The organism is Chitinophaga sp. W3I9 (assembly GCF_050434025.1).
Taxonomy (GTDB): Bacteria; Bacteroidota; Bacteroidia; order Chitinophagales; family Chitinophagaceae; genus Chitinophaga.
In genome coordinates this window covers 6019002-6045140 of the sequence record NZ_JBNPWC010000001.1, presented here as the reverse complement: position 1 = coordinate 6045140, position 26139 = coordinate 6019002, and the positions used below count along the sequence as shown (strand labels likewise).

The 26139-nt window shown below is 47.0% G+C and carries 25 protein-coding genes and 1 tRNA gene; 16 read left to right on the top strand and 10 right to left on the bottom strand.

The genetic code is table 11. The features are described from left to right. Positions 1-2 precede the first annotated feature (2 nt). From QFZ51_RS24565 to QFZ51_RS24525, 9 genes are all read right to left on the bottom strand, one after another. Positions 3-1001, bottom strand: coding sequence for a sensor histidine kinase (locus QFZ51_RS24565; protein ID WP_429049981.1), 999 nt, complete (start codon positions 999-1001; stop codon positions 3-5). Between the two features lies 1 nt (position 1002). Further along, a complete protein-coding gene (locus QFZ51_RS24560; RefSeq protein ID WP_429049980.1) occupies positions 1003-1404 on the bottom strand; it encodes a type IV pili methyl-accepting chemotaxis transducer N-terminal domain-containing protein in 402 nt (133 codons plus the stop codon). A gap of 36 nt (positions 1405-1440) precedes the next feature. Continuing rightward, positions 1441-2154, bottom strand: a complete 714-nt coding sequence (gene urtE / locus QFZ51_RS24555; protein ID WP_429049978.1) for an urea ABC transporter ATP-binding subunit UrtE — start codon at positions 2152-2154, stop codon at positions 1441-1443. After that, positions 2151-2906, bottom strand: coding sequence for an urea ABC transporter ATP-binding protein UrtD (urtD, locus tag QFZ51_RS24550; RefSeq protein ID WP_429049976.1), 756 nt, complete (start codon positions 2904-2906; stop codon positions 2151-2153). Before urtD ends, urtE begins: the two co-directional genes overlap by 4 nt. Position 2907: 1 nt before the next feature. Continuing rightward, complete coding sequence (gene urtC / locus QFZ51_RS24545) at positions 2908-3987, bottom strand: urea ABC transporter permease subunit UrtC (RefSeq protein ID WP_429049973.1); 1080 nt, start codon at positions 3985-3987, stop codon at positions 2908-2910. 11 nt (positions 3988-3998) lie between these two features. Then, a complete protein-coding gene (urtB, locus tag QFZ51_RS24540) occupies positions 3999-5642 on the bottom strand; it encodes an urea ABC transporter permease subunit UrtB (protein WP_429049970.1) in 1644 nt (547 codons plus the stop codon). Between the two features lie 52 nt (positions 5643-5694). Beyond that, positions 5695-7002: an urea ABC transporter substrate-binding protein gene (urtA, locus tag QFZ51_RS24535; protein WP_370907629.1), complete on the bottom strand. Its 1308-nt coding sequence runs from the start codon at positions 7000-7002 to the stop codon at positions 5695-5697. A 45-nt stretch (positions 7003-7047) separates the two neighbouring features. After that, positions 7048-8337: a hypothetical protein gene (locus QFZ51_RS24530; RefSeq protein ID WP_429049967.1), complete on the bottom strand. Its 1290-nt coding sequence runs from the start codon at positions 8335-8337 to the stop codon at positions 7048-7050. Between the two features lie 575 nt (positions 8338-8912). Beyond that, positions 8913-9506 (bottom strand): 2OG-Fe(II) oxygenase, encoded by a 594-nt coding sequence (locus tag QFZ51_RS24525; RefSeq protein ID WP_429049965.1) that lies wholly within the window; start codon positions 9504-9506, stop codon positions 8913-8915. Between the two features lie 164 nt (positions 9507-9670). On the opposite strand from QFZ51_RS24525, the gene QFZ51_RS24520 reads away from it, so the two are divergent. The 8 genes from QFZ51_RS24520 (at position 9671) to QFZ51_RS24485 (ending at position 20215) form a co-directional block, all read left to right on the top strand. Then, a complete protein-coding gene (locus QFZ51_RS24520) occupies positions 9671-10234 on the top strand; it encodes an RNA polymerase sigma-70 factor (RefSeq protein WP_429049963.1) in 564 nt (187 codons plus the stop codon). Positions 10235-10309: 75 nt separating this feature from the next. Then, on the top strand, positions 10310-11380 hold the full coding sequence (locus tag QFZ51_RS24515) for a FecR family protein (RefSeq protein WP_429049960.1): 1071 nt from the start codon (positions 10310-10312) through the stop codon (positions 11378-11380). A 148-nt stretch (positions 11381-11528) separates the two neighbouring features. Continuing rightward, on the top strand, positions 11529-14891 hold the full coding sequence (locus QFZ51_RS24510) for a TonB-dependent receptor (RefSeq protein ID WP_429049958.1): 3363 nt from the start codon (positions 11529-11531) through the stop codon (positions 14889-14891). A gap of 19 nt (positions 14892-14910) precedes the next feature. Then, positions 14911-16548: a RagB/SusD family nutrient uptake outer membrane protein gene (locus QFZ51_RS24505; RefSeq protein ID WP_429049956.1), complete on the top strand. Its 1638-nt coding sequence runs from the start codon at positions 14911-14913 to the stop codon at positions 16546-16548. A 46-nt stretch (positions 16549-16594) separates the two neighbouring features. Then, positions 16595-18586, top strand: a complete 1992-nt coding sequence (locus QFZ51_RS24500; protein WP_429049954.1) for a hypothetical protein — start codon at positions 16595-16597, stop codon at positions 18584-18586. 76 nt (positions 18587-18662) lie between these two features. After that, positions 18663-19031, top strand: coding sequence for a YccF domain-containing protein (locus tag QFZ51_RS24495; RefSeq protein WP_429049951.1), 369 nt, complete (start codon positions 18663-18665; stop codon positions 19029-19031). A 63-nt stretch (positions 19032-19094) separates the two neighbouring features. Further along, positions 19095-19295: a hypothetical protein gene (locus QFZ51_RS24490; RefSeq protein WP_079472574.1), complete on the top strand. Its 201-nt coding sequence runs from the start codon at positions 19095-19097 to the stop codon at positions 19293-19295. A gap of 245 nt (positions 19296-19540) precedes the next feature. Next, positions 19541-20215, top strand: coding sequence for a nuclear transport factor 2 family protein (locus QFZ51_RS24485; RefSeq protein ID WP_429049949.1), 675 nt, complete (start codon positions 19541-19543; stop codon positions 20213-20215). 24 nt (positions 20216-20239) lie between these two features. On the opposite strand, the gene QFZ51_RS24480 is transcribed toward QFZ51_RS24485, so the two are convergent. Then, on the bottom strand, positions 20240-20818 hold the full coding sequence (locus QFZ51_RS24480; protein WP_370907624.1) for a YdeI/OmpD-associated family protein: 579 nt from the start codon (positions 20816-20818) through the stop codon (positions 20240-20242). Positions 20819-20932: 114 nt separating this feature from the next. Here QFZ51_RS24480 and QFZ51_RS24475 point away from each other — a divergent pair. The 8 genes from QFZ51_RS24475 (at position 20933) to QFZ51_RS24440 (ending at position 26132) form a co-directional block, all read left to right on the top strand. Beyond that, positions 20933-21008, top strand: a tRNA-Lys gene (locus QFZ51_RS24475). Positions 21009-21268: 260 nt separating this feature from the next. After that, complete coding sequence (locus QFZ51_RS24470) at positions 21269-21976, top strand: phage integrase SAM-like domain and Arm DNA-binding domain-containing protein (protein WP_429049947.1); 708 nt, start codon at positions 21269-21271, stop codon at positions 21974-21976. Further along, positions 21958-22503: a site-specific integrase gene (locus QFZ51_RS24465; protein ID WP_429049945.1), complete on the top strand. Its 546-nt coding sequence runs from the start codon at positions 21958-21960 to the stop codon at positions 22501-22503. Before QFZ51_RS24470 ends, QFZ51_RS24465 begins: the two co-directional genes overlap by 19 nt. Before the next feature lie 230 nt (positions 22504-22733). Continuing rightward, positions 22734-23261 (top strand): DUF4468 domain-containing protein, encoded by a 528-nt coding sequence (locus QFZ51_RS24460; RefSeq protein WP_429049943.1) that lies wholly within the window; start codon positions 22734-22736, stop codon positions 23259-23261. A gap of 835 nt (positions 23262-24096) precedes the next feature. After that, on the top strand, positions 24097-24330 hold the full coding sequence (locus QFZ51_RS24455) for a hypothetical protein (protein WP_429049941.1): 234 nt from the start codon (positions 24097-24099) through the stop codon (positions 24328-24330). A 130-nt stretch (positions 24331-24460) separates the two neighbouring features. After that, positions 24461-24841 carry a hypothetical protein gene (locus tag QFZ51_RS24450; RefSeq protein ID WP_429049939.1) on the top strand — a complete coding sequence of 127 codons (381 nt, stop codon included), beginning with the start codon at positions 24461-24463 and terminating at the stop codon, positions 24839-24841. Between the two features lie 14 nt (positions 24842-24855). After that, the gene (locus tag QFZ51_RS24445; protein WP_429049937.1) at positions 24856-25173 is read left to right on the top strand and encodes a hypothetical protein; all 318 of its coding nucleotides are present in this window, start codon (positions 24856-24858) and stop codon (positions 25171-25173) included. A 584-nt stretch (positions 25174-25757) separates the two neighbouring features. Continuing rightward, positions 25758-26132 carry a DoxX family protein gene (locus QFZ51_RS24440; RefSeq protein ID WP_429049935.1) on the top strand — a complete coding sequence of 125 codons (375 nt, stop codon included), beginning with the start codon at positions 25758-25760 and terminating at the stop codon, positions 26130-26132. Positions 26133-26139 lie beyond the last annotated feature (7 nt).

Here is a 26139-nt window from a genome sequence, read left to right as displayed (position 1 = left end):
TGCTAAAAAGTTATTGCCAACTGTACAATTGTTCCGGTGTTGGGTGTTGAATTGATTTGAAGCGTTCCGCCCAGCAATTCCGCCCGCTCTTTCATATTACGGATGCCATTCACCTTTTTGGCCTGTTCGGAAGAGTAAAGCTGCTGGCTATCGAAATGAAAACCGTTGCCGTTATCCCTCACCGTCAGCTGCAGGAAATTGGCGGTACCGTCAATATCTATTTCAATGGTATCTGCATCAGCATGTTTGATGGCATTGTTCAATGCCTCCTGCAAGATACGGTAAACGCCTGTCTTTACTTCCTTTGGCAGCGGCGCCGCCGCTAAGGTGTCTTCCAGCTGGAAGTCTATACCAGGGGCTGTTTGCCGGCAAAGTTTAATCAGTTCATCAATGGCGGCCCGCAAGCCGAAATCTTCCAGCACGCTGGGTAACAGGTCGGCGCAAATCCGTTTGGTTTCATTGATGATGCTGTACATCATGGTATTCACCATGGCAATTTCAGGATCGTGCTGCATACTCCGGTCTTCTATCTGTTCCAGCTTCATACGCAGGCTGGTGAGCATTTGCCCGATGCCATCATGTATTTCAGCGGCCACCCGCTTACGCTCTTTTTCCTGCCCGTTGATAATGGAATACGACCGTATGCGCTGCTCCGTTTCCTGGCGCAGCAATTTCTCCTGGTTGGCCAGTTGCACCTGCTCTGTTAACTTGCGTGCGCGCTCTTCTGCATCTACCAGCCCGCGGATAATTTTCCGGATGCGGGTAGATAACGGGTAGAAGATCACCCCTGCTTCCAGCATCAGCGTAAACAGCACCAGTCCCAGCACGATGTATTCAATTTCCTTCAGGTTGCGGATGCGTTCTTTAGAAAATCGGTCGTAGTCGAATACAATCAGCTCCATACCCAGCAGGTACGACTTTTCATAGGCCAGTATCGTTTGCACATACGGCCGGATGCGCTCCGGTTTAAAGGCACTGTCGCTGTACAGTACCGTAATCATATTACTGGCGGGCATCCCATATTTCCTGGTGGGGATTGCGGATAATCTCGAACATCTGCTTCAGCTCATCCTGGTCGTTTGCCGGTAAGTTGAGAAAGTTACTGCCGGCCTGTAAGCCTTCGTGCGATTTCTGCCACTGCTTCAGCGTATTGATAAATTCTTTCCGGTTATCATCTATATCCCTGCCGGATTCCAGTAGCAGCGCCAGTTTACTCAGCGTTTGACTGTACGTTCGCAGCTTTCCTGCAAAGTTGATTACATGCGAATCATTCATCTGGTGGTTCAGCGCCTGCTGGATCTTTATCTGGCTGAATACAGATAACAACGCAATAGTAGTGAGCGCCACCGCGTAGAGGATGGTGAAGATCTTAAAAATACTTCTGTCTTCGGATACAGGATGCATAATGTTAAAGATAAATAAAACCCGCGCCCGGTGGCATCACACCGCAATATGTTTTTCCAGTTCCGAGTGCTTCAGCTCTTCCGCGGTGCCATCCAGCACCATCCGGCCACGGTCCATGAAATAGTAATGATCCGTTACCTGGTTGGCGAAATCTATTTTCTGCTCCACCAGTAATACCGACAGTCCCTTTTGCTGTACCAGCTGTTGCAGGATACTGCCAATTTCCTGCGCAATGGAAGGCTGTATCCCTTCTGTAGGCTCATCGAGCAACAGGAGAGAGGGGTTGCTTACCAGTGCCCTGGCAATAGACAGCTGTTGCTGCTGCCCGCCGCTCAGGTTACCACCTGCGCGTTTACGGAAATCTTTCAGGATGGGAAACAGGCTGTAGATCTCTTCTTCCGGGATCTTTGCTTTCCGGTTGGGATGCGCTTCCAGTCCCAGCAGCAGGTTTTCGTATACCGATAGTTTCGGGATAATTTCCCTGCCCTGTGGTACGTAAGCGATGCCGGCCTTTGCTTTTTTATGCGGCGGCAATGTTGTAATGTTTTCATTGTTGAAAACGATACTGCCTTCCTGCGCGGGCAGCAGTCCCATAATAGTTTTGAGCAAGGTGGTTTTCCCTACGCCATTGCGGCCCATCACGGTGGTAACGGCGCCTTTTTTTACGGCAAGGGTAGTGCCGCGTAAAATGATGCTCTGTCCGTATGCGGCAGAGATATTGTTGATGGTCAATACCGGTGTGCTGATCATAATGTTTCAAGTTGAGCGTTAGTACGGCCTAAATAGCAATCTATTACCCGCTGGTCATTCTTAACTTCTGCAAAAGTGCCCTCCATCAGTCGTTTGCCGCGAACCAGTACCGTCACCAGTTCGTTGGCTATCTGTTCTACAAATTTCATATCATGTTCAATCACAATGATGCTGTGCGCTTTGGACAACTCCAGTAACAACGCACCGGTTTTCTCCGTTTCTTCATCACTCATGCCGGCAGCAGGTTCGTCTATCAGCATCAGTGTAGGGTCCTGCAATACCACGATGGCAATTTCCAGCCATTGCTTTTGCCCGTGCGAAAGATCGCCGGCCAGTTTATACATTACGTTGGTGAGCGACAGCTTCACGGCTACGCTGTGTATCCTCTCTGCCAGCGCCGGTGTGGATTTGAAGAAGAGGGAAGAAAAGATGTCCTTCTTCATTTTGGCCGCCAGTAACAGGTTGTCGTGCACCGTTAATCCCGGGAAAACGGAGGGCTTCTGGAATTTCCGGCCTATGCCGGATTCCGCGATCTTTACTTCGGTTTTCCCCAGGATGGATTTGCCATTGAAAAATACTTCGCCTTTGTCGGCTTTTGTTTTTCCGCAGATGATATCGAGGAAGGTGGACTTGCCCGCTCCATTCGGACCAATGATCACACGTAGTTCTTTATCGCGCAAGCTGAAATGATCCAGGTTCAGTGCATGCACACCGCCAAATGATACCGCCAGGTTGTTTACGTTGAGTAGCATATCAGTGGGTAGTTTGAGGCGTTTTAAACCGGGCAGCGGAGATCTTTTGTTTGATAGTCTCCAGCAGGCCCATAAATCCTTTATCAAAATATAATACCGTGATCACAAACAGGAAGCCCAGTATAAACAGCCATGAATCCGGGAATAAACTGGTGCAGATGCTATACAGGAAGTTCACCAGCAAAGCCCCCAGCACTGCGCCTTTCAGGTTGCCCCGGCCACCGAGCGCTACCCACATCACCATTTCCACCGATGCTTTTACATCCATACGGCCGGGTGTGATGATGCCTGTTTGCGGCAGGTATAACATACCTCCCACGGCGGCTAACAGTGCCGCCACTACGAAAACCGCCAGCTTGTAATCCACCACTTTGTAGGCGGCGTAGCTGATACGCGATTCACTGTCGCGGATCGCCTGCAATACTTTCCCGAACTTGGAGTTGGTGATCCGGTAGCAGAAAAAATAAGCGGCACACAATACTGCAAAGGAGATTATGTACAGCGCAAGTTTTACGGAAGATGAAGAGAGGTTATAACCCAGCAGGGTGTTGAAATCGGTAAGACCGTTGGTACCACCAAGATTGGTTTCATTCCGTAAAAAGATGAGCCACATCGCCAGCGTAAGCGCCTGCGTGATGATAGCCATGTACACGCCTTTGATCCTGCTCCGGAACAACACAAAGCCCACTACAAAAGCAAAGAGGGCAGGGATTAGCAGGCATAGCGCCAGCGACCAGCCAAACGAATGAAATGGTTGCCAGAATAACGGTAACGTATCTATTTTATTCCACGCCATAAAATCGGGCAATACAGCGCCCGCCGCCACTGTTTTCTTCAGCAGCAGGTGCATGGCAATGCCATAGCTGCCCAAACAAAAGAAGAAAGCCTGGCACATGGAAAGGATGCCGGTATACCCCCAGATGAGATCAATACCCAGCGCCGCTATGGCAAAGCAGAAATACCGCCCCCATACAGAAATGGTATTCACGGAGAGGAGCCCCGACAGGTGACCCGCCGGCAACAGGATCGCAAAAATTGCGATGAACAATATATAATACAGTGGATTGTTTTTCGTTTTCATATGCCCGGTTTTTAATCTTCCGCAACGCGGCCTTTGTCAGGAAATAAGCCTTTGGGTTTATACTGCATGAACAGCATAATAAACACCAGGATAAACACTTTGCCGTATACCGCCTGGAAAAAGGATTCTGATATTTTGGTGAAGAAGCCAATGCCCAGCCCGGAGAAGATAGTGCCGGCGAGTTTGCCCACACCGCCTGTTACTACTACCAGGAAAGAATCTACAATATAAGTTTGTCCCATGTCGGGCACCACGTTGCCAATCAGCGTAATGGCGCAACCTGCGAGGCCGGCCAGCCCCGAGCCAATAAAGAAAGTAATGGATGCCACACGCCTGGTTTCTATGCCCAGGCAGGCGCTCATCTGCCGGTTTTGTGTAACGGCCCTGATCTGTAATCCCAGCCTGCTGCGGTACAGCATCAGGTAAGTGAACACCACCATCAACAGGGTAAGTACAATGATAAAAATGCGGTTATAGGGTAAGGTAAGATGTGGCGATACCTGCCATCCACCGGATAACAGTTGCGGCGTTTTCACCGCTGTAAGATCGCCGAATAACAAACGGGCGGTTTGTATCAGTATTAAGCTCACGCCCCAGGTAGCCAGCAGGCTTTCCAACGGCTTGGCGTACAGGTGGCGGATGACCAGCCGTTCCAATATCCATCCCATTGCGCCTGCTACCATGAAAGAAAGGGGCAGGGCGGCGAGGAAGAAAAGATCTGTTTGCGGAATGCCCAGTGTGCGGGTGAAAAATACCTGCGTGCAATAAGTAGTATAGGCGCCTATCATCATAAACTCGCCATGCGCCATGTTAATGATACCTGCGAGGCCGTATACGATAGAAAGTCCCAGGGCAATCAGTATAAGGATGCTGCCAAGACTCAGCCCGCTAAAGAAGTTCTGTATCCTTTGCAGGCTGTCGTAGCGTTTCTCCAGGCTGATGGCCTGTGCTGCAGCATAGTGGGCTGTTTCCTGGTTTAAGAACCCGGCTTTTGCATAGTTTCTCAGCAGCACGGGTGCATTGTCGCTCCAGTTGTCGCCGATACTGTCAATATACGCTTTGGCGGCAGCGGTGCTGGCGGCGCTGTATAAGCGGGCGGCGTACAACACATCTTTACCGGTGCGCCGCGCATCCGCATTCGTTTCTTTTGCCAGTGCGGCCTGCAGGATAGGAAGTGTGGCGCTGTCGCCCGCGTTTTTCAGCTGAGTATAAGCGAGGATACGTTTTTGCGCATCGTTGCTGAACAGGTTCAGCAGCGGGGCTATCCCTGCCAGTTGCAGCCGGTCGGCGCGGGGAATATCTACCGTTTGGAGGGCTGACAATGGTAACAGCAGCGGTTGCCCGCTGCTGTTGGTAAGGAGTCTGTTATCGGGATAAAGGGAGTAAAGCCGGTAGGTTCCTTCTCCGGTCGGTTTGCTGTCCACCGTTACCGCCTTATGATCCAGCAGGTACAGCTTTTTATCATTGATCGCCATCAGCAAAGGAAAGGTGGCCGGTATCCGGAGGGCGGCCAGTCTGCCAATAGCCTGCGTTCGCACGGAGTCGTTAGTTGGTTGCAGCAGCTGTGCGGTGTAGATGAAGGCGCTATCCTGTGCCGCTACTTTCAGGGGTAGCAGCAGTAAGCAGCACATCAGCATCCGTAGGGAGATTTTCATCGCATCGTATTTGATAATTTGGAAATAGCCTGTCTTTTTAAAAAGTATCCGCTTATTTTTTAGCGTAAGTACCGTTGTGGTTCACCCAGTCGCAGTCTTTATCAGGAGACGTTAAGGGCGACCATGGCTGTGGATCCACGAGTCCTTCGGATTTCCAGATGATATCAAATTGTCCGTCGGGTTTTATTTCGCCGATCACAACGGGTTTTGCCAGGTGATGATTTCTCGGGTCCATTTTAACCAGTCCGTCGGGCGAAGGGTAATCCAGTCCGTACAGTGCGTTGCGCACCTTTGATACATCGAAGGAACCTGCTTTTTCAGCGGCTTTTGCCCAGAGATAAACACCGGTGTAAGCCCAGCAGATAGGATCATCTGTTACTCTTTTATCGCCGCCGGGTAATCCTTTTTTGGCGCAGAAGGCTTTGAAGTCGGCTACAAACTTTTTGTTTTCGGGCAGGTCGTTCGACTGGAAGTAGTTCCATGCCGCGAGGTGTCCTACCAGGAATTCCGTGTCCATAGAGCGGAGTTCATCTTCTGCCACAGAAAATGCCATGATGGGGCAGGTAGCGGCAGAAAGGCCCTGGTTGGCAAATTCTTTATAGAAAGGCACATTGGAATCGCCGTTGATAGTAGAAAGGATACAGGCTTTACCATCTGCTGCAAAGCGTTTCACTTTAGAAATGATGGTTTGGTAATCCTGGTGATGGAACGGCGTATATTCTTCAATGATATTTTCTTTCGGGATGCCTTTGGAGAGCAGGTATGCTTTCAGGATTTTGTTGGCAGTGCGGGGAAATACGTAGTCTGTTCCGAGCAGGTAGAACTTTTTATAGCCGCCGCCTTTTTCACTCATAAGGTATTCCGCGGCTGGGATCAGCTGTTGATTGGGGGTGGCGCCGGTGTAGATCACGCTGTTAGAGCATTCTTCTCCTTCGTATTGCACCGGGTAAAAGAGCAGGCCGTTGTTCTGTTCAAAAACCGGCAGTACGGATTTGCGGGATACGGAAGTCCAGCAGCCAAATACGGCAGATACTTTTTTATCGATCAGCAGTTCTTTGGCTTTTTCTGCAAACAGGTCCCAGTCGGATGCCGGGTCTACGATCACCGGTTCTATTTGTTTGCCGAGTACGCCGCCTTTGGCGTTGATTTCATCTACTGCCATTTGCACGGCATCTCTTAAAGATACTTCAGAGATGGCCATGGTGCCGCTGAGGGAGTGGAGTACGCCTATCTTAACCGTTTCTTTGGAAGTGGCAGAGTCGCTGCTGCCGGCTTTTCCGGCGCTGTTGTTACAGGATGAAAAGAGTGCGGTGGCGCCGAGGAGCAGGATGGGTAGTTGTTTCAGGAAAGCGTTTCTCATGTGTTGTATTATTTTATAAAGAAGATGAATGAATGCGTATGTCCTTTAGAAAATGAAGAATTGAGCCTGCAGCCAGAGTTGTCCGAATGTTTTTTTCGTGTAGTCGTCGGCGGTAGCAGTGGCCACGTTGTAGGTACGGGTAGTATAGGAGAGGCGTAGGTTAGTCCCGGTGCCATTGAAGAAGTAGTTTAGTCCTCCCCCCATTACAGTGCTGGAGTTCATCTTATCAAAGTTGGCGGGTTTTACGGTGCCGGCTTGTGCGGCTTCGGCGCTTACATCCTGGTTTTCGTACCGGATCCAGGGTTGCAGTTTTGTTTTTTTGAAGTAGTAGCCGAGTTCCAGGAACTGAACGGTTTGTTTAGGAATGAGGGTGGCAAAGGAGTATTTGGAATCCAGTTTGGTGCCGCCGGTCATGTACTGGAAGGCTGCATTTACTGTAATGGAGCCTGCATTTCCCAGCGGGTGGTCAAAGAATACATCCGTGCTGAGGTTGTAGTAGGTGGCCTGTGCATCGAATCCTGCGGCCCATGCGAGGGTTTTACCATTGCCCAGTTTGGTGCCGGCATAGTAATAGTCCTTTTCCGCATCGAGGAAGTTGTAGGCAACACGGCCTACGGTACGGAGTGGTGCGCCGCCATCTACATTGCGGCCGGTGAAAACTCCCAGCCGGTATTCCAGTTTATCGTTGGCAAGGAATCCGCGGGCGTTGATCCCGAGATCGCGGCCAAAGTTTCCCTGCAGCGGGCTGTTGGCAAACAGGTTATAAGGGTACTGGAAGTAGGTGAAGTCGTTGGCCATTAAGCCGGCGGCGCCCTGTAAGCCGTTACGGTTGTTGGACACCAGCTGCATCCCTGCCACCAGCTGGAAGGCATTGGTGAAAGTATATTCCAGTTGTGCATCCAGTATGATGGGCGACACCTTTACATTCTTCTCGCCATTGGATTGTATGCCGATGGGAGAAGGGATTTCCGTTTCCATAAAGAAGCTGGCCTTTTTCGTAAGCTGGCCGCCCACGAGTACCCTGGCACGGTAAATGGAAAAGCCCTTGTTCCAGTCCTTCGCCGTTTTATCGTTACTGGGGGTGCCAAAGCCTGTTTGCTCGCCGGAGGCGAACATATGAACAATGGCGCCTACCTGGATAGAAGGTTTAAAGGGGAGGTCTGAAGCCTGGAAAAGGGTGATAGCTTTTGCGCTGTCGTTGCTGGTATTTAAAGAAGCGGGCAGTTCAATTAAGTAACCGCCTTTCTTTTTCTTTTTAGGGGGATCGTTGTTTTCGGCTTTCGCAATAAATGGAGCAGTGGCAAGTAGGAAGATAAATGTGGCTGACAATTTCATAAAATAAGTAATTAAAAATTAGATAATGTACTTAAGTACTTTTTTGGTTGATCGATCAGTATACTTAAGTATAAAAGTAGAAGATTAATTTACTTAATTCATATAATTTTTAGAAAAAGGATTAAAAATCGTGTGACATGCTGATAATAAATGCACATATAATTTATTATAATATAACTATTGAAGCTGTTTATTACTTGATTAAGTAAGTTGATTTATAGTATGTTGTAAGATAACACAGGAGGGCCTGGAAAAATTTAGCCTTCCGGTTATACTCTTATACTTAATAATATTATATATATTGACTATGTAACGATAAAATGGAGGAGTAACCTATCTCCGGATAAGGTCCGAGGCAGTTGTTGCTGCCACCCCGATTTTGAGATAAGCCATAGATAAGCCGTATCTAATAGATAACTCGTATCTATTAGATACGGCTTATCTATGGCTTATGCGTAAGTAAACTATGGGTATACTTTGAATAAACAGGATTGGATACCAGCATGAGCTTTACACGCAGTACCAGGAGGACATGGCCATGCAGGAGAAAATGAATGGTTTTGGAGAAAGTGGCCTCAGCGTTTCAGCCAGCCGGTGATACTCATCCTGGGTTTATGGGTGAGCTGCACTTCATGTTCCAGTTCACTGCTTTTAAAGAAAACGGTTTTGCCGCTGCTGGGATCTACCTGCTGCGCATCGCCATTGGCATGGTAAATAGATAGCTGCCCCCCATCGGCGGGCAGCCAGCCGGTATTGAGGTAAATGATCATGGAATATTGACGGCTGTCGTTATTGCGGAACTGATCCAGGTGTTTCTTATAAAAGCTACCTGTTTCATACAAGGTGTAATGAAACTCATACCCGGTAATGCCGGTGTAGCACGACTGGTTCAGGTAAGCTACGAAGGCATCCATCACATCAAAAAAGGCATTTTCATGCGCGTTGTTGTGTTGCCTGTCGAGCCAGTAAATAACATCCCCCCGAACGGATTTGTCCTGGTTCACCAGTGACTGATTACCGGTACCTGCGGCCAGCATATTTTTTTCGGAGTGAAGATGAAACAGGTTTTCTTTTAAGTCGTTGGAAAGCTGACTGCTTAAAAAATTTTCTGAGATACCTACTTTGCTTTCAATAAAGCTGTTAATTAATGTGTCAAAGGCCTGTTGCAAAAAAGGGGCGTGCTTATAGGAACAGAATTATTCCCATTCCGGTGAAGGTAGCGGGAATAAACAGATTTAGCATCATTAGTAGTTAATATTCTCGCAAAACAGGTTAATATCTGCGTGTATTTTATTTTGCAATCTGGTAACTTCACGGCGAAAGTACCTGCCACATGACCGAAAACAACAGCGCCGCACCAACGCAACAGGAAAAAGAGAAGCGCTTTGCGGCGCTGTTTGAACTGTTTAATGCGCGCCTGGTACTCTTTGCAAAATCCATGCTCCCGGCAGGAGAAGAAGCCGCAGATCTTGTCCAGGAGGCATTTGTAGCGTTGTGGCAACGGTTGGAAAGTTTCAGCGACACGTCAGCTATCAAAGTATTCCTCTATCTCACCGTTAAAAATAAATGCCTGAATATTTACAAACATGAAAAAGTAATACGCAGGTACCAGCATCGTCAACTTCCCGAACAGGAAGAAAAACACATGATGCTCCGGCTGATAGAAGCAGAAGTAGCAGGCGAAGTACAACAGGCATTACAGCAACTGCCTGCCGGCTGCAGGAAGGTTATTTATCTCAGCTACTTTGAAGGGCTGCGTAATCATGAAATAGCAGCACGGCTACAGGTATCCGTTAATACCGTGAAAACCCAGAAAACACGCGCCTTGCAGCTAATGCGCGGACTATTGAAAAAACAGCCGTTACACCTGCTCGTCTTTTTAGGCAAAGTATTTTAGGAAAAAAAATATTTAAAAAAATCCACTTCTCCTTTCACCCACTTTTTAAAACTGGTTGTTTATGTACTACCAGTTATGGAAAATACCAGCAAACATCTAGTCATTGCGCAGCTGATAGCCAGGCAGCTGGCGGGAAACATTACGCCCGCGGAACAGCAGCAGCTGCAGGCATGGAAAAAAGAAGATCCGGCTCATGAGCAATTATGGCAGCAACTCACCCATCCCGGTTACCTGGATGAACGGGTGACGGCGCTTGGTGAAACGGAAAATGAAACCGCATTTGATAAACTAATGATGCAGGTACGCCACCTGGATGCCGCACCAGGTATACCAGTGCTTACCCGGAATAGCCGGCGAAGATGGCTGCAATACGCTGCCATTGCCATGCCTTTATTGGCGGCCATTTCCATGGGATGGTACCTGCGTGGGAAACAGGCTTCTCCGCCAGCGGTGTACCCAGTGAACGGCACCGGCAGGGAAGGTGCGCCGGCAGCATGGCAACAGCTTGTTACGCCCAGAGGAATGGAGGATAAAGTAGTGCTTCCCGATGGCAGCCACGTATGGGTAGGCGCCGCTACCTCGCTGCGGTTCCCCGCCACCTTTACCGGAAAGGAACGCTGCGTGGAACTGGACGGAGAAGCCTATTTTGAAATAGCTGCTGATCCGCAACACCCTTTTGTGGTGCATACCAGCAAAACAACTGTGCAGGTGCTCGGCACTGCCTTTAATATAAAAGCGTATAAGGGTGAACGTTATGAACGCACCACGCTGGTATCCGGCGCCGTAAAAGTATCCGCGGCAAACAGTACCAACAGCCGGTTACTGGCCCCAGGCCAACAGGCGGTGGTCAATGGCGCTATCGCTGTGGAATCCACCGACGTGGACGCTGCCCTCGCCTGGAAAAGGAGAGTGTTCATTTTCCGCAGCGAAAAGTTATCGGACATCCTGGAAGAATTATCCCGCTGGTACAACGTAGTGATTGTTACCGAATCATCCGTGGATGGTAACGCGCATTTCACCGGCCGCATTATCAGAAGTGAACAATTAGATGATATACTGCAATTCCTCGAAGCAACCGGGAAGGTACATTTCTCCCGGGAAGGCCAGCTGTTAAGGGTAAGCGCTGGCCGCAGAAAAACAGATTAATACAACCAAATCAGTTATTCCATGTAAGCAGGATCAAAAAGAAAACCGGGAATGCGCGAACACTCCCGGCTTATAATGCCAAACAACCTGTATGTACTGTGAAAAGGGAACAGACAGGTATTGTCTAACTATTATGCTAAACAAAGTTATGAAAAAAATTGGATGCTCCGGGTACCTCCCGGACGACAAACTATTGCTGGTATTCATCTCCCGTACAATGCGTATTACCTTACTCCTTACACTGACGTGCATCTTACAACTGCGCGCAGCCAGCTACTCCCAGGAAATTAAGTTATCCGTTTCCCTGAAAGAAGCAAAAATTTCAAGCCTGTTTAATTTCCTTCAACAAAAGAGCGACTACCAGTTCCTCTACAATGATGAAGACCTGCAGAAGATGCCGGTCATCACTATTTCCCTTCATGATGCCACCATTCCGCAAATCCTGGATGCCGGCTTCAACGGGTTACCACTGGGCTACCGCATCACCAACAAAATGGTAGTAGTATTTGAAGCGCCTGAAAAAATGCCGCTTCAGCAGGAACACACCGTTAGCGGCATCGTGAAAGATACAGAAGGAAAGCCGCTGGCTGGTGTTAGCGTAGGGCTGCAACATTCCGCCAATGGCACACAAACCGATCAGAACGGACACTACACCATCCGGGTAAAAGAAAACACCGGCACACTCGTATTTTCCTTTATTGGCTACCAGAGAAGAGAAGAAGCCATCCGCACAAGAAGCGAAATTAACGTTGTGCTGGAAGCCAGTATTTCCGCGTTGAACAATGTAGTAGTGATTGGGTATGGTACTAAAAAACAGGTAAACGTCACCGGCGCTGTATCCAGCGTAAAAGGAACAGAACTGAAACAAAGTCCTTCCCCGAATTTATCGAATGCACTGGCAGGCCGCATTACCGGTGTAATCGCCAACAACCGCAGCGGTGAGCCGGGAAACGATTTTTCGTCGATCCTTATCCGTGGCAAAGGCACCCTCAACGATAACAGCCCGCTGATAGTGATCGACGGTGTAGCCAACAGGGGCTCCTTCGAACGCCTTAACTCCGATGATGTGGAAAGCATTACCGTGCTCAAAGATGCTTCCGCCGCTATTTACGGCGCACAAGCCGCCAATGGGGTTATCCTCGTTACCACAAAAAGAGGCAAACCTGGCAAGCCCGTTATCTCTTACAATGGCAGCTATGGCGTTGCACAACCCACCTATATTACCAAATTACTCAATGCAGGGCAGTACGCCACCTACATGAATGAAAAATATACCCGGTCCAATAAACCCCTTTTGTTCACGGACGAGGATATACGAAAATATACCGACGGCAGCGATCCGCTGGGTCATCCTAATACCGACTGGTACCACTCGGTTCTCAAAAAATATTCCCCGCAAAACCGTCATGCCCTGTCGGTAAACGGCGGCAGCGACCGCGTGGATTATTTTATCTCCGGTGAATACCTATACCAGGACGGGATCTATCGCAAATCAGCTACCAACTATCACCAGTATAACCTGCGCTCCAATGTAGGCGCCAGCATCTCCAAAAACCTGAAGGTAGCGGTGGATGTTTCCGGCAGGATGGAAGACCGGAAATATTCCAACTACAGCAGCGGCACTATCTTCGGCGAAACATTATCCGCTTATCCCACGTTACCTGATTATTATCCCAACGGGTTGCCAGGCCCCGGGCTGGCGGGTGGGCGCAACCCTGTGCTGATGGCTTCCGGCGCTACCGGCTATAACAAGGTGAAGGATTTCTTCGTACAATCTAATTTATCGTTCGATCTGAAATTGCCCGCCATCACACCGGGCCTGTCGCTGAGCGGACTGGCAGCCTACGATTTCCAGTTCCATAACGATAAAACATTCCTCAATAACTGGGATGCATACCGGTACGATCCTGCCACCCAGAAATATAACAACGTACGCGATGTAGAAAGCCCCATGCGGTTGGATGAAGGCTTCCGTCATTACAATAATAAAACCTATAACCTCCGGCTGGCCTATGAAAGAAAATTCCATCAGCATGAGGTAAGCGGTTTTGTGGCGTATGAACAAAGTGAAGGATATAACGAAGGCATCACCGCTATGCGCAAAAATTTCCTCAGCGACCAGGTAGACCAGATTTCATTAGGTGCGGATAAAGACAAAGACAACAGCGGTTCAGCAGCGCAGGTGGCGAGGCGAAATGTTTTTGGAAGGGTGAGCTATGGCTATGCGGATAAATATCTGGCAGAAATTATCATCAGACATGACGGGTCTTTTAATTTTCCTAAAAACAAACGTTGGGGTACCTTCCCCGGTGTTTCAGTAGGGTGGCGTATTTCAGAGGAACCCTTCTTTCAGCAATCCGTGAATTTTATGGATCAGCTCAAAATAAAAGCATCCTGGGCGCAAATGGGGAACGATAAAATTAATCCTTACCAGTATATTTTACAGTATAATAAAGATAACGGGGTGTATTTTGGAAATGATCCGCAAAGAGTACCCGGGCTTTCTGCCGGCATTTCTCCCAACCCCAATATCACCTGGGAAGTGGCTGAAACAAAGAATGTGGGCATAGAAGCATCTTTCCTGAAAGGGATGTTTACCCTGAATGGCAACTACTTTACTTCCCGCCGCTCCAATATCCTGGTAGCGCGGAATGCCTCAGTGCCGGCATCTACCGGGTTAACGGGCAGTTTGCCTCCGGAGAATATTGGTATTGTAAATAACCACGGATTTGAAGTGGAGGCAGCACACCAATACCGCGTGAGTAAAGATCTGAGCTATAGTCTAGGATTTAACTATACCTACGCGCAAAACGAAGTGGTGTTTAATGATGAAGCGGCCAACATCCCATCCTGGCAGCGGATCCAGGGCCACCCGATGAATTCCTGGCTGATCTATAAAACTACGGGCATCTACCATAACCAATCTGAAATAGATGGTTCCGTACACCCGGCAGGCACCCAGCCTGGTGATATCCGCTATATAGATGTAAACGATGATAAGAAAATTACTTCCGACGACCAGGTGCGGGTTTTTGAAAGCACTACGCCCACCAGTATTTATGGCATTACCATGGGCGTGAACTATAAAGGAATTGGTCTGAACGTGCTGTGGCAGGGACAGGCAGGCGCAAAGATGCTGATTCTTCCGTCGCAGAACGGCGGCGCCTTAACACCACCCTTATGGATGTACGAAGACCGCTGGACGGCCACTAACGTGAATGGCAATATGCCCGCATCGTTCGATCGTGATAATGACATTACCAACCGCCAGTCGGATTTCTGGTTGCGGAACGCTTCCTTTCTCCGGCTTAAAACAGTAGAACTTTCCTATACTTTCCCGGCGGCCAGTCTTTCCCGTTTCAAGCTGCAGCAGCTGCGGGTATACGCCAATGGCTTTAACCTGCTGGTGTTCAGCCAGGTGAAAAAGTATGATCCGGAGTTGAACAACGTAACCGGCAACTACTATCCGCAAACGAGGATCTTTAATATGGGCGTGAATCTTTCTTTCTAAATTATCATAATTAATAATCATGAACAAAACGATATATAAACTTTTTGCAGCGGGCATAGGTGCATGGGTAAGTTTATCTGCCTGCAATAAAGATATCCTCGACAAGCAACCTCCGATGAGCTACTCTGATGAAGTGATGTGGTCTGATCTGCGGCTGGTGGAAGCTTATGTGAATTCGAGGTACTGGATATTGCCGCACTTTATCGACGCTTCCACGAAAGCCAGTACTACCGGTCTTTCCGGCGCTTCCGACGAAGGTTATGACCACTGGAACTACGAAGGCGAATTCCGCTTTAACCTCGGGCAAATTACGCCGGATTACACCGGCCTGGATAACTGGACCGATGACTATGCATATATCCGCAGCTGTAATATTTTTTTTGAAAGAATAGCAGGGGTGAAGGGAGATGAAGACCTGCGTAACCGGCTGACCGGTGAAATGAAGTTCATCCGTGCCTGGTGTTACTTTGATTTGCTATGCCGCTATGGCGGTGTACCGCTGATTACAAAATCGTATACTATTGCCGATAGCAGTTTCCTGGTAAAACGTGATACTTATGAAGCAGGTATGAATTTTATTATAAAGGAGCTGGATGAGGCGTTGCCACTGGTGCCCTACGTTTATAGCAGCAGCAATACCGGTCGCATTACCAAAGGCGCCATACTGGCTTTCAAATCCAGGGCTTTGTTGTATGCTGCCAGTGCGCTGAATAATGCTGCCGGTGACAAAGCCAGGTGGCAGCTGGCGGCAGATGCGGCCAAAGCCGTGACAGACCTGGCCGCGCAGGGATATTACCAGCTGGATCAACGGACAGATTATAAACAGCTCTTTCTTGATAAAAAAACACCGGAAGCAATTCTCTCCTTCGGCATGAATGCCACTTATGGCGATAACTATATTGATGTTTATATTTATCCTAACGGTTCACATGGATATTCCGCGTATGTGCCCTCACAGAACATAGTTGACGAGTTTGAAATGAAGAACGGGAAACCTATCACGGATCCGGCTTCCGGGTACGATGCCACACATCCCTATGACAACCGCGACCCACGCTTTTATGCAGATATCCTGTTTAACGGCGCCCCGTTCAAAGGCAGAACGGTAGAATATTTCACGGGGGGCATGGACAGCCCGCAAAGCAACGTGGATAACTGGAATGCGAGCCTTACCGGTTATAACTGGCGCAAATATGCGGATGAAACCAATACGAATATCGATGGCGGCAGTGCGCAGAACTGGATTATTTTCCGGCTGGCGGAAATTTACCTTAACTATGCGGAGGCGGCCTGGGAGCTTGGCGATGAAGTGAATGCGCGTAAATACCTTAACCTGGTACGTTCCCGCGCCAGTGTGAATATGCCGGACGTTACCGCTACAGGTACCGCGCTGCGCGACCGGATCTATCATGAAAGAATGATTGAGCTTTGCTTTGAAGGGCACCGGTTTTTTGATGTCAGGCGCTGGAAGATTGCTGCTATCACCGATAATAAGCCATTGAAACGGGTAAGCATTGAGAAAAAGGCCGATGGTACTTTTACGTATACCTACCCGACGCTGCAAAACCGCAAGTTTAATTTAAATAATTACCTGTTTCCCATACCTAAAGAGGAGATGAATAAGAATAATTTACTGGTGCAGAATCCAGGCTATTGATAAATATTTCGTCCATTGTTTCCCCTTTTTTTTAATTTGATGATACATGAATCATATTCGCACGTTATTACTCAGCTGCCTGTTAACGGGCATTTCCTGTTACGCAACCGCGCAGGAAGCCCGCTGGGAACTGGCCGCAGATGGCGGTATCCGCTGGACCGTAAAAGATTCCCGGCCGCATACCGATCACATTGAAATGAGCGGCAAGCAACTGTCGGCCATCATCACCTATGGTACAAACGAACAGCGGGAACTGCTGTTAAAAAAACAGTTGGTGTTCCCGATGCTGCGCACCATTCCCAATAATACCCATGCCAGCCTGAAAGTTGATTTTACTGGTAGTGAGCTGCCGCCGGTGACGGTAGATGGTGTGCTGCTCCGGTCTATACCTGTTGGTTTTTATCTCAAAGGAATGCTCCGCATTCATTCCCGCAGTAATACAGCGGTGGGGGTAACAGATCTGCTTTTCCCTTCTGTAGATAAGGCTGGTTTTATACAATTGCGCGAGCTGGTGAATAATGGCAGCCGTGTTTGCCATGTGCAGGTGGACAGCCTTGTGAAAGAGCAGCATACTGAGGCTGATAAAGGCGTGTACGGCGAATATGCCATCCGTTCGGAAGTAACCGGGTATGGCAGCTTTGATTTGCAGCCCGGAGAGAAGCATTCCGTAGCGATAATTTATTCCGCCCGTAAAATGAGTATGCCTGCTTATCATTTTTCGCCGGGTTATGAGTTGGGAAGACGGGAAGCTTTTGTGCAGGAGCTGATGCGGAACCTTGTGCTGGAAACACCTGATGATACTATTAACCGCGGCTTCGATTTTGCGAAGTTGCGGGCAACGGAAAGTATTTATGACACCAAGGCCGGACTGATGCACGGTCCGGGTGGAGGGGCCTATTATGCCGCTATCTGGGCCAATGATCAGGCAGAATATGCCAACCCGTTTTTTCCTTTCCTGGGAAATCTCAACGGTAATGAATCGGCCGCCAACAGTTTCCGTTTATTTGCCACTTATATGAACCCCGCTTTTAAGCCCATTCCAAGTTCCATTATTGCGGAAGGGGATGGGTACTGGAACGGGGCTGGCGACCGGGGTGATCAGGCCATGATTGCTTACGGAGCCGCCAGGTTTGCACTGGCTTCCGGCGATACTGCTATGGCGCAGCAGTTGTACCCATTGATTAATTGGTGTTTGCAATACCTGGAGCTGCACAAAAGGGCAGATGGGATCATTACTTCCGATGCCGATGAGCTGGAGGGACGTTTCCCTGCGGGCAAGGCTAATCTTTCCACCAATGCCCTGGCTTACGGGGCATACCAGGGTGCGGCTTACCTGGCTAAAGCACTGGGCTATCGCGATACGGCCGCATTGTATAACAAACGGGCTACGCAGCTTGGCCGCGACATGGAATTGTTTTTTGGTCGCCGTGTACAGGGATTTGATACCTACCGTTATTACGAAGAGAACACTGTGCTGCGCTCCTGGATCTGTTTGCCGCTGGTGATGGGGCTTAATCAACGCCGGGATGCGACCATGAAAGCGCTGTTATCGCCTTATTTGTGGACGCGGAACGGTATCCTCACTGCGGCCGGTGATCATACTTTCTGGGACCGCTCCACACTGTATGCTTTCCGTGGGTTATTTTTTGCGGGGGCTACTGATACCACCCTGAAATACCTGGCGTATTATACCCGTCAGCGTTTATTGGGTGAGCATGTGCCATACCCGGTGGAGGCGTGGCCGGAAGGGGATCAGCGTCACTTGTCGGGCGAGAGCGCGTTGTATTGCCGCGTGATTACCGAAGGGCTTTTTGGAATTGTTCCCACGGGGCTGCGGAGTTTTGACATGTGTCCGCGGTTGCCTGCCGCCTGGAACCAGATGGCTTTGCGCCATATCAGGGCTTTCGGCGCGGATATGGATATTACCGTGAAACGTTTGGGCGGGCAATGGAAGGTGACCGTAACAAATAAAGGGAAAACGGTATTGGCGAAAAACTGGGACGGTATTTCTCTGATCCCGGTATTATTGCCGGGTTAAAAAGGAGGAGGGTATTTTTTTGAGAGAAATTGTCCCGCGTCCTCCAAATGTGCCTTAACCTATTTACATTTGAAAGATGAACTTAATTGGTAACATCATCTGGCTCATCTTCGGGGGCTTTTTTGCATTTATACAGTATATGGTCAGCGGTTTTCTCCTTTGCCTGACGATTATCGGTATTCCGTTTGGATTGCAGTGTTTTAAGATTGGTTTCTTTACTTTGTTTCCATTTGGCCGGCAGGTGAGAGACGTGCCGGGGCAAACGGGTTGCCTGGCCACGATCTTCAACATTATCTGGATCCTTATCGGCGGTGTATGGATAGCGCTCACGCACCTGGTTTTCGGTCTGCTGCTCACTATCACCATTATCGGCATTCCCTGGGGCCGGCAGCATTTTAAGCTGATGAGCCTGAGCTTTACGCCTTTTGGGAAAGAAATCTTCTAACGGTTGTGTGTGCCGCTATTGGCATGACTATTGGATTTCTGTTTTCGGACTAAAAACTGAAATATGAAAAAGATATTGTTTGCAGCAGCAGCTGTAGGTACTGCAGCCTCCCTGGTTATCTTATATCTCAGAAAACGTCAACAGGGACAGGATTTACTGGAAGACGCCAAAGATTCCGTAAAGAAATCTGCCGGTACGATGCGTGATTACGTGCGTAAAGCAAAGGCAGAGGCCAATGGAATTTATAGTAACGCAATGGGGTAATCCAGATAACTTTTTGAAAGCGCGTCCTGCCACGGGACGCGCTTTTTTTTATCCAGTCGAAATTAAATGCAGCTGATTTGCCGGGAAAATAGTAGGTTTACGGCATCAGTATTTTCACCACATATCTCCTCCCGGTTACCAAAAACCGGTTTTCCCCGGAAAGGGACAGGGTTTCCTTTCTTTAATATTTCCACACTATTTTAATGCAAACAGGTGCTTACGGGCACATTTAACCAGGTAATTACATGTCATCAATATCCAATAAGGCCATTGTACTGGCCGCATTCAAACACCTCATCGGGGAGCGCAACACCGGTGTAATAGATACTTATCTTCATGATTCCTACATCCAGCACAGTCCTATGGTAAAAGACGGCAAGGCCGGTTTGCTGGAGGCGCTGGCGTACCTGAAGCAGCAACCCGCTCCTGCAGAGGCAAAATCGCCCGTAGTGCGTGCCATCGAGGATGGCGATTACGTAATGCTGCATATGGATGTGGCTTTTATGGGCAAAAACGTGGCAGTTGTGGATCTTTATCGCCTCCAAGAGGGGAAGTTGGCAGAGCATTGGGATGCCACGCAGGAACAGCCGCAAAATGCGTCTATAACGGAGGGCGCCACTGCCATCACTGACCTGCATCTTACTGCCGGTAACAAGGTCATTGTAGAACAATACCTCCGGGAGCCTGATGCCGCGCTGCTGTCGCCCGGTTATCTTTCACATGATATGGGTTATTCAGTACTGGAAAACGGCAGGGTTCACCGCATCATAGGAGAGGGGAACTTTGTAATGGCGCAATGTTCCACTGCAGATGTAGTTTGTTACGATATATACCGGCTACATGAAGGATTGCTGGCCGAGCACTGGCGGGTGGCACAGGCTATTCCCGCAAAGCTGCCGCATAGTAATGGAATGATATAGTTTTTTTACAGCTGGAATGGCCGGTCAGTGAAACTTTTCGTGCCGTTCCAGCTTTGCGATGAAATCGACGATACGCTTCGCCCTTGTTTCTGCCTTTTTCGCGTTTTGTAACCGGAAGTAAATAGCGAATTTATTTTGCTTGTTCAGCGTTTCAAAGAAAGCCGCCGCCTTTTTATTCTTTTTTAATGCCGCCATAAAATCGTCCGGCACCGTTGCCTCACTCTGCGTAGCGTAGGCTTTTTCCCAGCGGCCATCGGCCTTTGCCAGCTCCACCTGGTGGATACCTGCAGGCTTCATCTTCCCTTCCGCCGTAAGGCGCTCTATATGTTTTGTATTCCTTTCCGACCAGATGCTCTTAGCCCGCCGCGGCGTAAATTTCTGTATAAAGGATTTTTCATCAACTGACTTCGACTGGCCGTCGATCCACCCGTAGCACAACGCTTCTTCCAGTGCCTGGGCATAATTAATAGAAGGGATTTTGGTATCTTTTTTATACATGCGCAGCCATACGCCATCTTCCTGGGCATGATTCTTTGCGAGCCATTTCTCCCACTGCTGCTGGGTTTCGAAGAAAAGTTCGGGTAGTTCTTTAGGAGTTGCCATAGGTATAAAGATAGGGATTTGATGTACGTGTATGCATGGGGGTTAGCATTTTTTTTAAGAATTATTTGGAAGTTTTAAATTAATTCCTACTTTTGCACTCCCATTAAATGAAACGATTCCCTAGCTCAGTTGGTAGAGCAATACACTTTTAATGTATGGGTCTTGGGTTCGAGTCCCAAGGGGATCACCATCAGGAGTAAAAGTAAATACTCTGACGTAATTAAAACCTTGTAGAAGCTGATTCTACAAGGTTTTTTTGTTTTTAGTGGTAAAGTTGTGAAAAGATAAGTAAGGGTAGAAAAGTGAGCGTTGCGGTTAGCAGGATAATTATTAAATTGTGCTAACCGTCACAAGCCCCAAATGATGCACCGTGTTGCGTTTGACCAATGTTAAGTGATGTCAGGATCAGTGAAGTTGAAACAATTTTGGTTAACTTAAAACAAGTGTCGTATGACTAGTTTTTCTGTTCTTTTCTGGCTCAATAAGAGCCGTACTAAAAACAATAAGCCCGCTATCTATCTTCGCGTCAGCGTAGGCGGCAAACGTGCAGAACTTTCCACGTATCAGTATGTAATCCCGGCGTTATGGAATGCCTCCGCCCAATGTGTTAAAGGCAACTCCGAAGAAGCACAAGCAATCAACCGACAGTTGCTCACCCTGAAAGCTAATCTACACAAGCATTACAGCCATTTAGTTACGTCGGGTTCAATAGTGACCGTTCAATCCGTGAAAAATTCCTTTGCTGGAATTACGGAGCATTCGCGGACATTATGCGAAGCAATAGACTTCCATAACCGCCGGTTTGCAGAGAAGGTGAAAGCCGGAATGAAGTCAGGGCGCACGCTGAAACGCTTTGAGATTACGAAAGAGAAGGTAATAGCCTTCCTTAAAGCTCATTTCCATGTTTCAGATAAGCCGCTTTCTGAAATTCGTTTTTCTTTTGCCCCGGATTTTGAACACTTTCTCACGACCGCGCAGGAGATAGGATCTAACACCGCTATGAAGTATGTAAAGATTTTAAAACAGATGCTCAAATTGGCCGTAGATCAGGGCTGGTTGGTCGTTAGCCCATTGAGCGGGTTTAAGGTAGCTATGAAGAACCGCAACGGGAGCGGCTTACAATGGATGAAATTATGTCCTTGTACAACAAAGAGCTGATCCCGCGATTGGCAGAGGTAAGGGATATTTATTTGTTCTGCTGTTTTACGGGCTATGCTTACACAGATGTACTCCATCTGACCCCGGATAACCTTGTCATCGGCATTGATGGCGAAAAGTGGATTATGAAAGACAGGATGAAAACCCATACAGCGGAACGGGTACCGCTTTTGCCGATTCCGTTGGAGATAATAGACCGGTACAAAGAAAGCCTGTATTGCAAGGCATACGGCCGTTTATTGCCCGTTAATAGTAACCAGCGGTATAATGCCTATCTACAAGAAATAGCCATCGTATGTGGCATTAAAAAGCATTTAACGACACATACCGCCCGACATACTTTTGCAACCACGGTGACGCTTGAAAATGATGTGCCTATTGAAACGGTGAGCCAGATGTTAGGGCATAAATGTATTCGTACAACGCAGATTTATGCGAAGATTACGCAGCAGAAGGTTAGTAATAATATGCGGGCTTTACGTGACCGGTTGGCTGCTCCTGTAGTGGGATTGCAGCGGACGGTTTAACCTGGTGTTGCTGCCGCGGGCTACAGTCAATATACCGTTTTTAGGGTAAAATATTTGCTTATATCTAAGCTGGGTGATTCTTTGAATATGAATCATCCAGCTTTTTTGTATTAATAAATTTCTTCTTATGATATGCTTATAGATGATTTATTCTTTTATATTTGCTCAATATATTCCGCTAGTTATTGAATGTAGCCACTTATTCAGCCTCAAATTAAATAGATATACTTATGAAGAAGTTCCTTTTGTTTTTTTTCTTTTTACCGTTTACTGCTCTGGGACAAAACAATTCCCCGGATTCTTATCTTGGCGAACTGCCAATAAGAAATGGCAGGATTAATTACACAGGGATTGATAGTGTTTCAGGGGTTAGTAAGGAGGAACTTTATTTAAGAGCTAAATCCTTTCTGTCAACAGCTTTCCCAAATTTTAAAGATGTTGTTAAGCTCGATGATAAGGATTTAGGAAAGATAACGGTTCGAGGAATTTTTCAGACCGATGCCAAAGGAGGTACTCTTGTTAAGACTTACCAAGAGTTTTATGCAAATACCAATATACAAGTTAAAGACGGGAAGTTTAAATACGAGATTACAGATTTTATTAAGCCAAGCTCAGACCTTCGCGTTCCCGACTTTAATTACGAACAGATGTTGTTCAACAAAAAAAGAGCTGAGAAACTATCACCTGATATTAATGCTGTAATCAATCGATATATAGTTGCATTGATACACGCAATGAAAAGCCAAGATAATTTTTAACTGTATTATGGGTTTTAAACGGATTTGAATAGCTTGTAATATCGCACAGTAGGTACTTTAGTAGGTGTCGCTGCCGCGGGCTGGTGCCTTATGACCAAATGTTTTTTGCAACGGTGGAACACTACCAGGCTGCATCGGAAAGAACATCTGGTCATAAGGCACTTGTGTTTTGTGGGATGCTGCTTTTTCTTTTCTCCGGCAAATACGCTTGGGGGCAGATAGGGGAGCAGATAAAACGTGTAGCCTTGCTACCGGTTTGCGAAGATTGAACCGGCGGCCTTGCCACCGTTCAGGGAGATTATACAGGCAGCTTCGCAACCTGTATGCGGAGATAAACCGTCCGGCTTCGCCATCCGGTTGCGGAGGTTGAACGGCTCTTCGCTCCGTTAGCAAGCGGTGTTTTTGCTACGCAAAAACCGCTTGCCCTTCGCTCCCGGTGGTCGGCGAAGGGAAAATGCAGCGGAGATTAAAGAGAAGGTTGGGGTGCCGGTGAAAAGAAAAAAGCCACTGTTTACAGTGGCTCAAGTTTATGGAGATAATAATATCTAAATGCTATTTCTTAGCTTGCTTACCCGTCAAGTCGTTCTTTTCTCTTTCACTCGTAAGCAGTCGTTCATAAAGTTCTATGACTTTATCAAGCGGGTTGAAAGTACAATGATAATTATTCAACGGGCCGTTATTAACACTGCTATCGTTGAAGTTATTGACAAAGTTAATGGCCGCTTCTTCACTGAAGTTCTTAATCGCTTCAGGTGTTACTTTCAATACTTTCGCTACCTGATGGGGGAGGACGTATTAAGACAGCATTTCCGGGCAATTTTAAAAATAAGATGCTATGAATACTAAACTAACGCTCAGTAAAGAGTTTAAAAAGGCGGTGAGAGAATTTTTTGAATATCATCCGGCAAAGCGTGTTAATCGTAATCTCCGTGAAGTTTTCATGACCTACGCTTCTTACTCATTGGACGTTATTCCTCTCAATATGGATGATATTATTTGGGATATACAAGGTCTGATGGAACTAATAGATGTTGCAGAGGACGAAACAACAGACTGGCCGGAGCAATGAATTTTGAATGCGATAGCATGAAAAGTTTAAGGGTTTTGGTATTACCAAAACATAGCTGGCTATACCGTTGGCTATGACTATATTTGCCTTTTATCGGAATATTGATAAACCCATTTTGTATATTCATTTTATGACTAGAGAACAAATCAAATTACTACAAGATATAGAGGACGGTGAAATTGTTATTGACGAATCTAAGGTAGACTTACTAAATGAATTACTTGTAAGCCCAAAGCATTATCTGCATCAAATGATTGCTATGACTCTTCAGCAGATAAAAAGCCCATCAACTATTCCATTTGTAAAGATGGCTTTAGATAGCAACTTTGATTATTTGGAGTACACCTGTTCAGATCATGAAGTTATTGCAAAATGGTTTAGTTGGATTTTATTCTCAATCAATACTAAGGAGGCCATTAGCCTTATAGAAGAGTATTCGAAATGTTCTAATGAAGGCATTCGAAATGAGATGAGGTATAGATTGCGTAAAGTTAATCCTAGTAATATTTAAGAAACAACGTTAATATGAATACTTTTCCCAATCAGGATGCGACCCTCAATATCTGGGTTGATTCATCGGAGGAAATTTGCCGGAAAATTCAAATAATCTATAGTAAAATGCCGGGTTGGATGGGTTTTTCGGGTAATGGCATCCCTCATTGGTTTAGCTTTGAAGATAGTGATAATATCAAAATGGTTTGTGCTTCTGTAGAACCTGCGGGTTTGCAGATTTGTGCAAATATGGAAGCTAATGAATGGAATTTGTGGATTGATGATTTTAAAAAGGTGGCTAGTATAGAGCTTGGCTACGCCGTTGGGGAACTGGAAGATGGTTATTTATGAGATTATTTTTGTATTTTCGTTGTATCACAATTCTTGCAAGTCACGAATATTTTGTCAAACAAGGTTAGCATAACGGTTAGCAATAATCGCTCACCACTATCAAACACAAATACTACAAGACATTACGAAGATACGTGCTACTCCCAAGGGGATCACTGGAAGATTTCAAACCTCGCGCTTGGCGCGGGGTTTTCTTTTTAGTTGAGTCCCTTTGGTATAGCCCCGATTTCAGGGTACTCAGCTTTTACTAAAATATGAAAATCCGAATCGGATTGTACCAACCTTCATCGTTATAGTCTTTTCCCGCAAAGAGGTCAGAAATAATTTAAATCTGTTGTTTTGCGATACTCTTGGTCGCATAGTTATTTATTATATTTGCCTAATTTATCACAAATTGCTCCATAGAATGGAAGATGTCAATCTTTGGTTAGATCAGCCTAGAAAGGGTTAATCAGAAGTTAAGAATAAAGAAGGTTTTATTTAGTAGAATCTTTCGATGAGACAACCTGGAAGTCTTCCGGACATCTTATTGTGCTCATCAATCAACGCTTTCAATAGCTTATTTTTAACTTCATAATGAAAAGATGAATATAATTTTGTGGATAATACAGGGGCTTCTCTCTGCATTTTTTATTTTGCCTGGTTATGGAAAAATTGCAGGAAGTAAAGAAAAGCACATCGCAGACGGACATTTGAAACCGAGCAGGTCTATAATACCAATTCGAATTTTAGGGGTTCTGGAATTATTAGGATGTATCGGCATTATAGTCCCATGGCTTTCAGGCATTGCACCAATTATGACACCTATGGCAGCGGCAGCCTTTTGCTCAATCATGTTAGCAGGTATGGTTGTTCACGTCAGGAAGAAAGAATACAAAATGCTCCCAATGTTGATTGTAGTTTTTATCCTGTCAGCAATTGTTGCATACTTTAGGTTCGCAGGTCTAGCATCACAATAGAAAATAT

Bases quoted from the DNA above. Each gene is read 5' to 3' on its own strand.
- QFZ51_RS24565 (WP_429049981.1), bottom strand. From the start codon at position 1,001: ATGATTACGGTACTGTACAGCGACAGTGCCTTTAAACCGGAGCGCATC.
- QFZ51_RS24560 (WP_429049980.1), bottom strand. From the start codon at position 1,404: ATGCATCCTGTATCCGAAGACAGAAGTATTTTTAAGATCTTCACCATC.
- urtE (WP_429049978.1), bottom strand. From the start codon at position 2,154: ATGATCAGCACACCGGTATTGACCATCAACAATATCTCTGCCGCATAC.
- urtD (WP_429049976.1), bottom strand. From the start codon at position 2,906: ATGCTACTCAACGTAAACAACCTGGCGGTATCATTTGGCGGTGTGCAT.
- urtC (WP_429049973.1), bottom strand. From the start codon at position 3,987: ATGAAAACGAAAAACAATCCACTGTATTATATATTGTTCATCGCAATT.
- urtB (WP_429049970.1), bottom strand. From the start codon at position 5,642: ATGAAAATCTCCCTACGGATGCTGATGTGCTGCTTACTGCTGCTACCC.
- urtA (WP_370907629.1), bottom strand. From the start codon at position 7,002: ATGAGAAACGCTTTCCTGAAACAACTACCCATCCTGCTCCTCGGCGCC.
- QFZ51_RS24530 (WP_429049967.1), bottom strand. From the start codon at position 8,337: ATGAAATTGTCAGCCACATTTATCTTCCTACTTGCCACTGCTCCATTT.
- QFZ51_RS24520 (WP_429049963.1), top strand. From the start codon at position 9,671: ATGACCGAAAACAACAGCGCCGCACCAACGCAACAGGAAAAAGAGAAG.
- QFZ51_RS24515 (WP_429049960.1), top strand. From the start codon at position 10,310: ATGGAAAATACCAGCAAACATCTAGTCATTGCGCAGCTGATAGCCAGG.
- QFZ51_RS24510 (WP_429049958.1), top strand. From the start codon at position 11,529: ATGAAAAAAATTGGATGCTCCGGGTACCTCCCGGACGACAAACTATTG.
- QFZ51_RS24505 (WP_429049956.1), top strand. From the start codon at position 14,911: ATGAACAAAACGATATATAAACTTTTTGCAGCGGGCATAGGTGCATGG.
- QFZ51_RS24500 (WP_429049954.1), top strand. From the start codon at position 16,595: ATGAATCATATTCGCACGTTATTACTCAGCTGCCTGTTAACGGGCATT.
- QFZ51_RS24495 (WP_429049951.1), top strand. From the start codon at position 18,663: ATGAACTTAATTGGTAACATCATCTGGCTCATCTTCGGGGGCTTTTTT.
- QFZ51_RS24490 (WP_079472574.1), top strand. From the start codon at position 19,095: ATGAAAAAGATATTGTTTGCAGCAGCAGCTGTAGGTACTGCAGCCTCC.
- QFZ51_RS24485 (WP_429049949.1), top strand. From the start codon at position 19,541: ATGTCATCAATATCCAATAAGGCCATTGTACTGGCCGCATTCAAACAC.
- QFZ51_RS24480 (WP_370907624.1), bottom strand. From the start codon at position 20,818: ATGGCAACTCCTAAAGAACTACCCGAACTTTTCTTCGAAACCCAGCAG.
- QFZ51_RS24470 (WP_429049947.1), top strand. From the start codon at position 21,269: ATGACTAGTTTTTCTGTTCTTTTCTGGCTCAATAAGAGCCGTACTAAA.
- QFZ51_RS24460 (WP_429049943.1), top strand. From the start codon at position 22,734: ATGAAGAAGTTCCTTTTGTTTTTTTTCTTTTTACCGTTTACTGCTCTG.
- QFZ51_RS24455 (WP_429049941.1), top strand. From the start codon at position 24,097: ATGAATACTAAACTAACGCTCAGTAAAGAGTTTAAAAAGGCGGTGAGA.
- QFZ51_RS24450 (WP_429049939.1), top strand. From the start codon at position 24,461: ATGACTAGAGAACAAATCAAATTACTACAAGATATAGAGGACGGTGAA.
- QFZ51_RS24445 (WP_429049937.1), top strand. From the start codon at position 24,856: ATGAATACTTTTCCCAATCAGGATGCGACCCTCAATATCTGGGTTGAT.
- QFZ51_RS24440 (WP_429049935.1), top strand. From the start codon at position 25,758: ATGAATATAATTTTGTGGATAATACAGGGGCTTCTCTCTGCATTTTTT.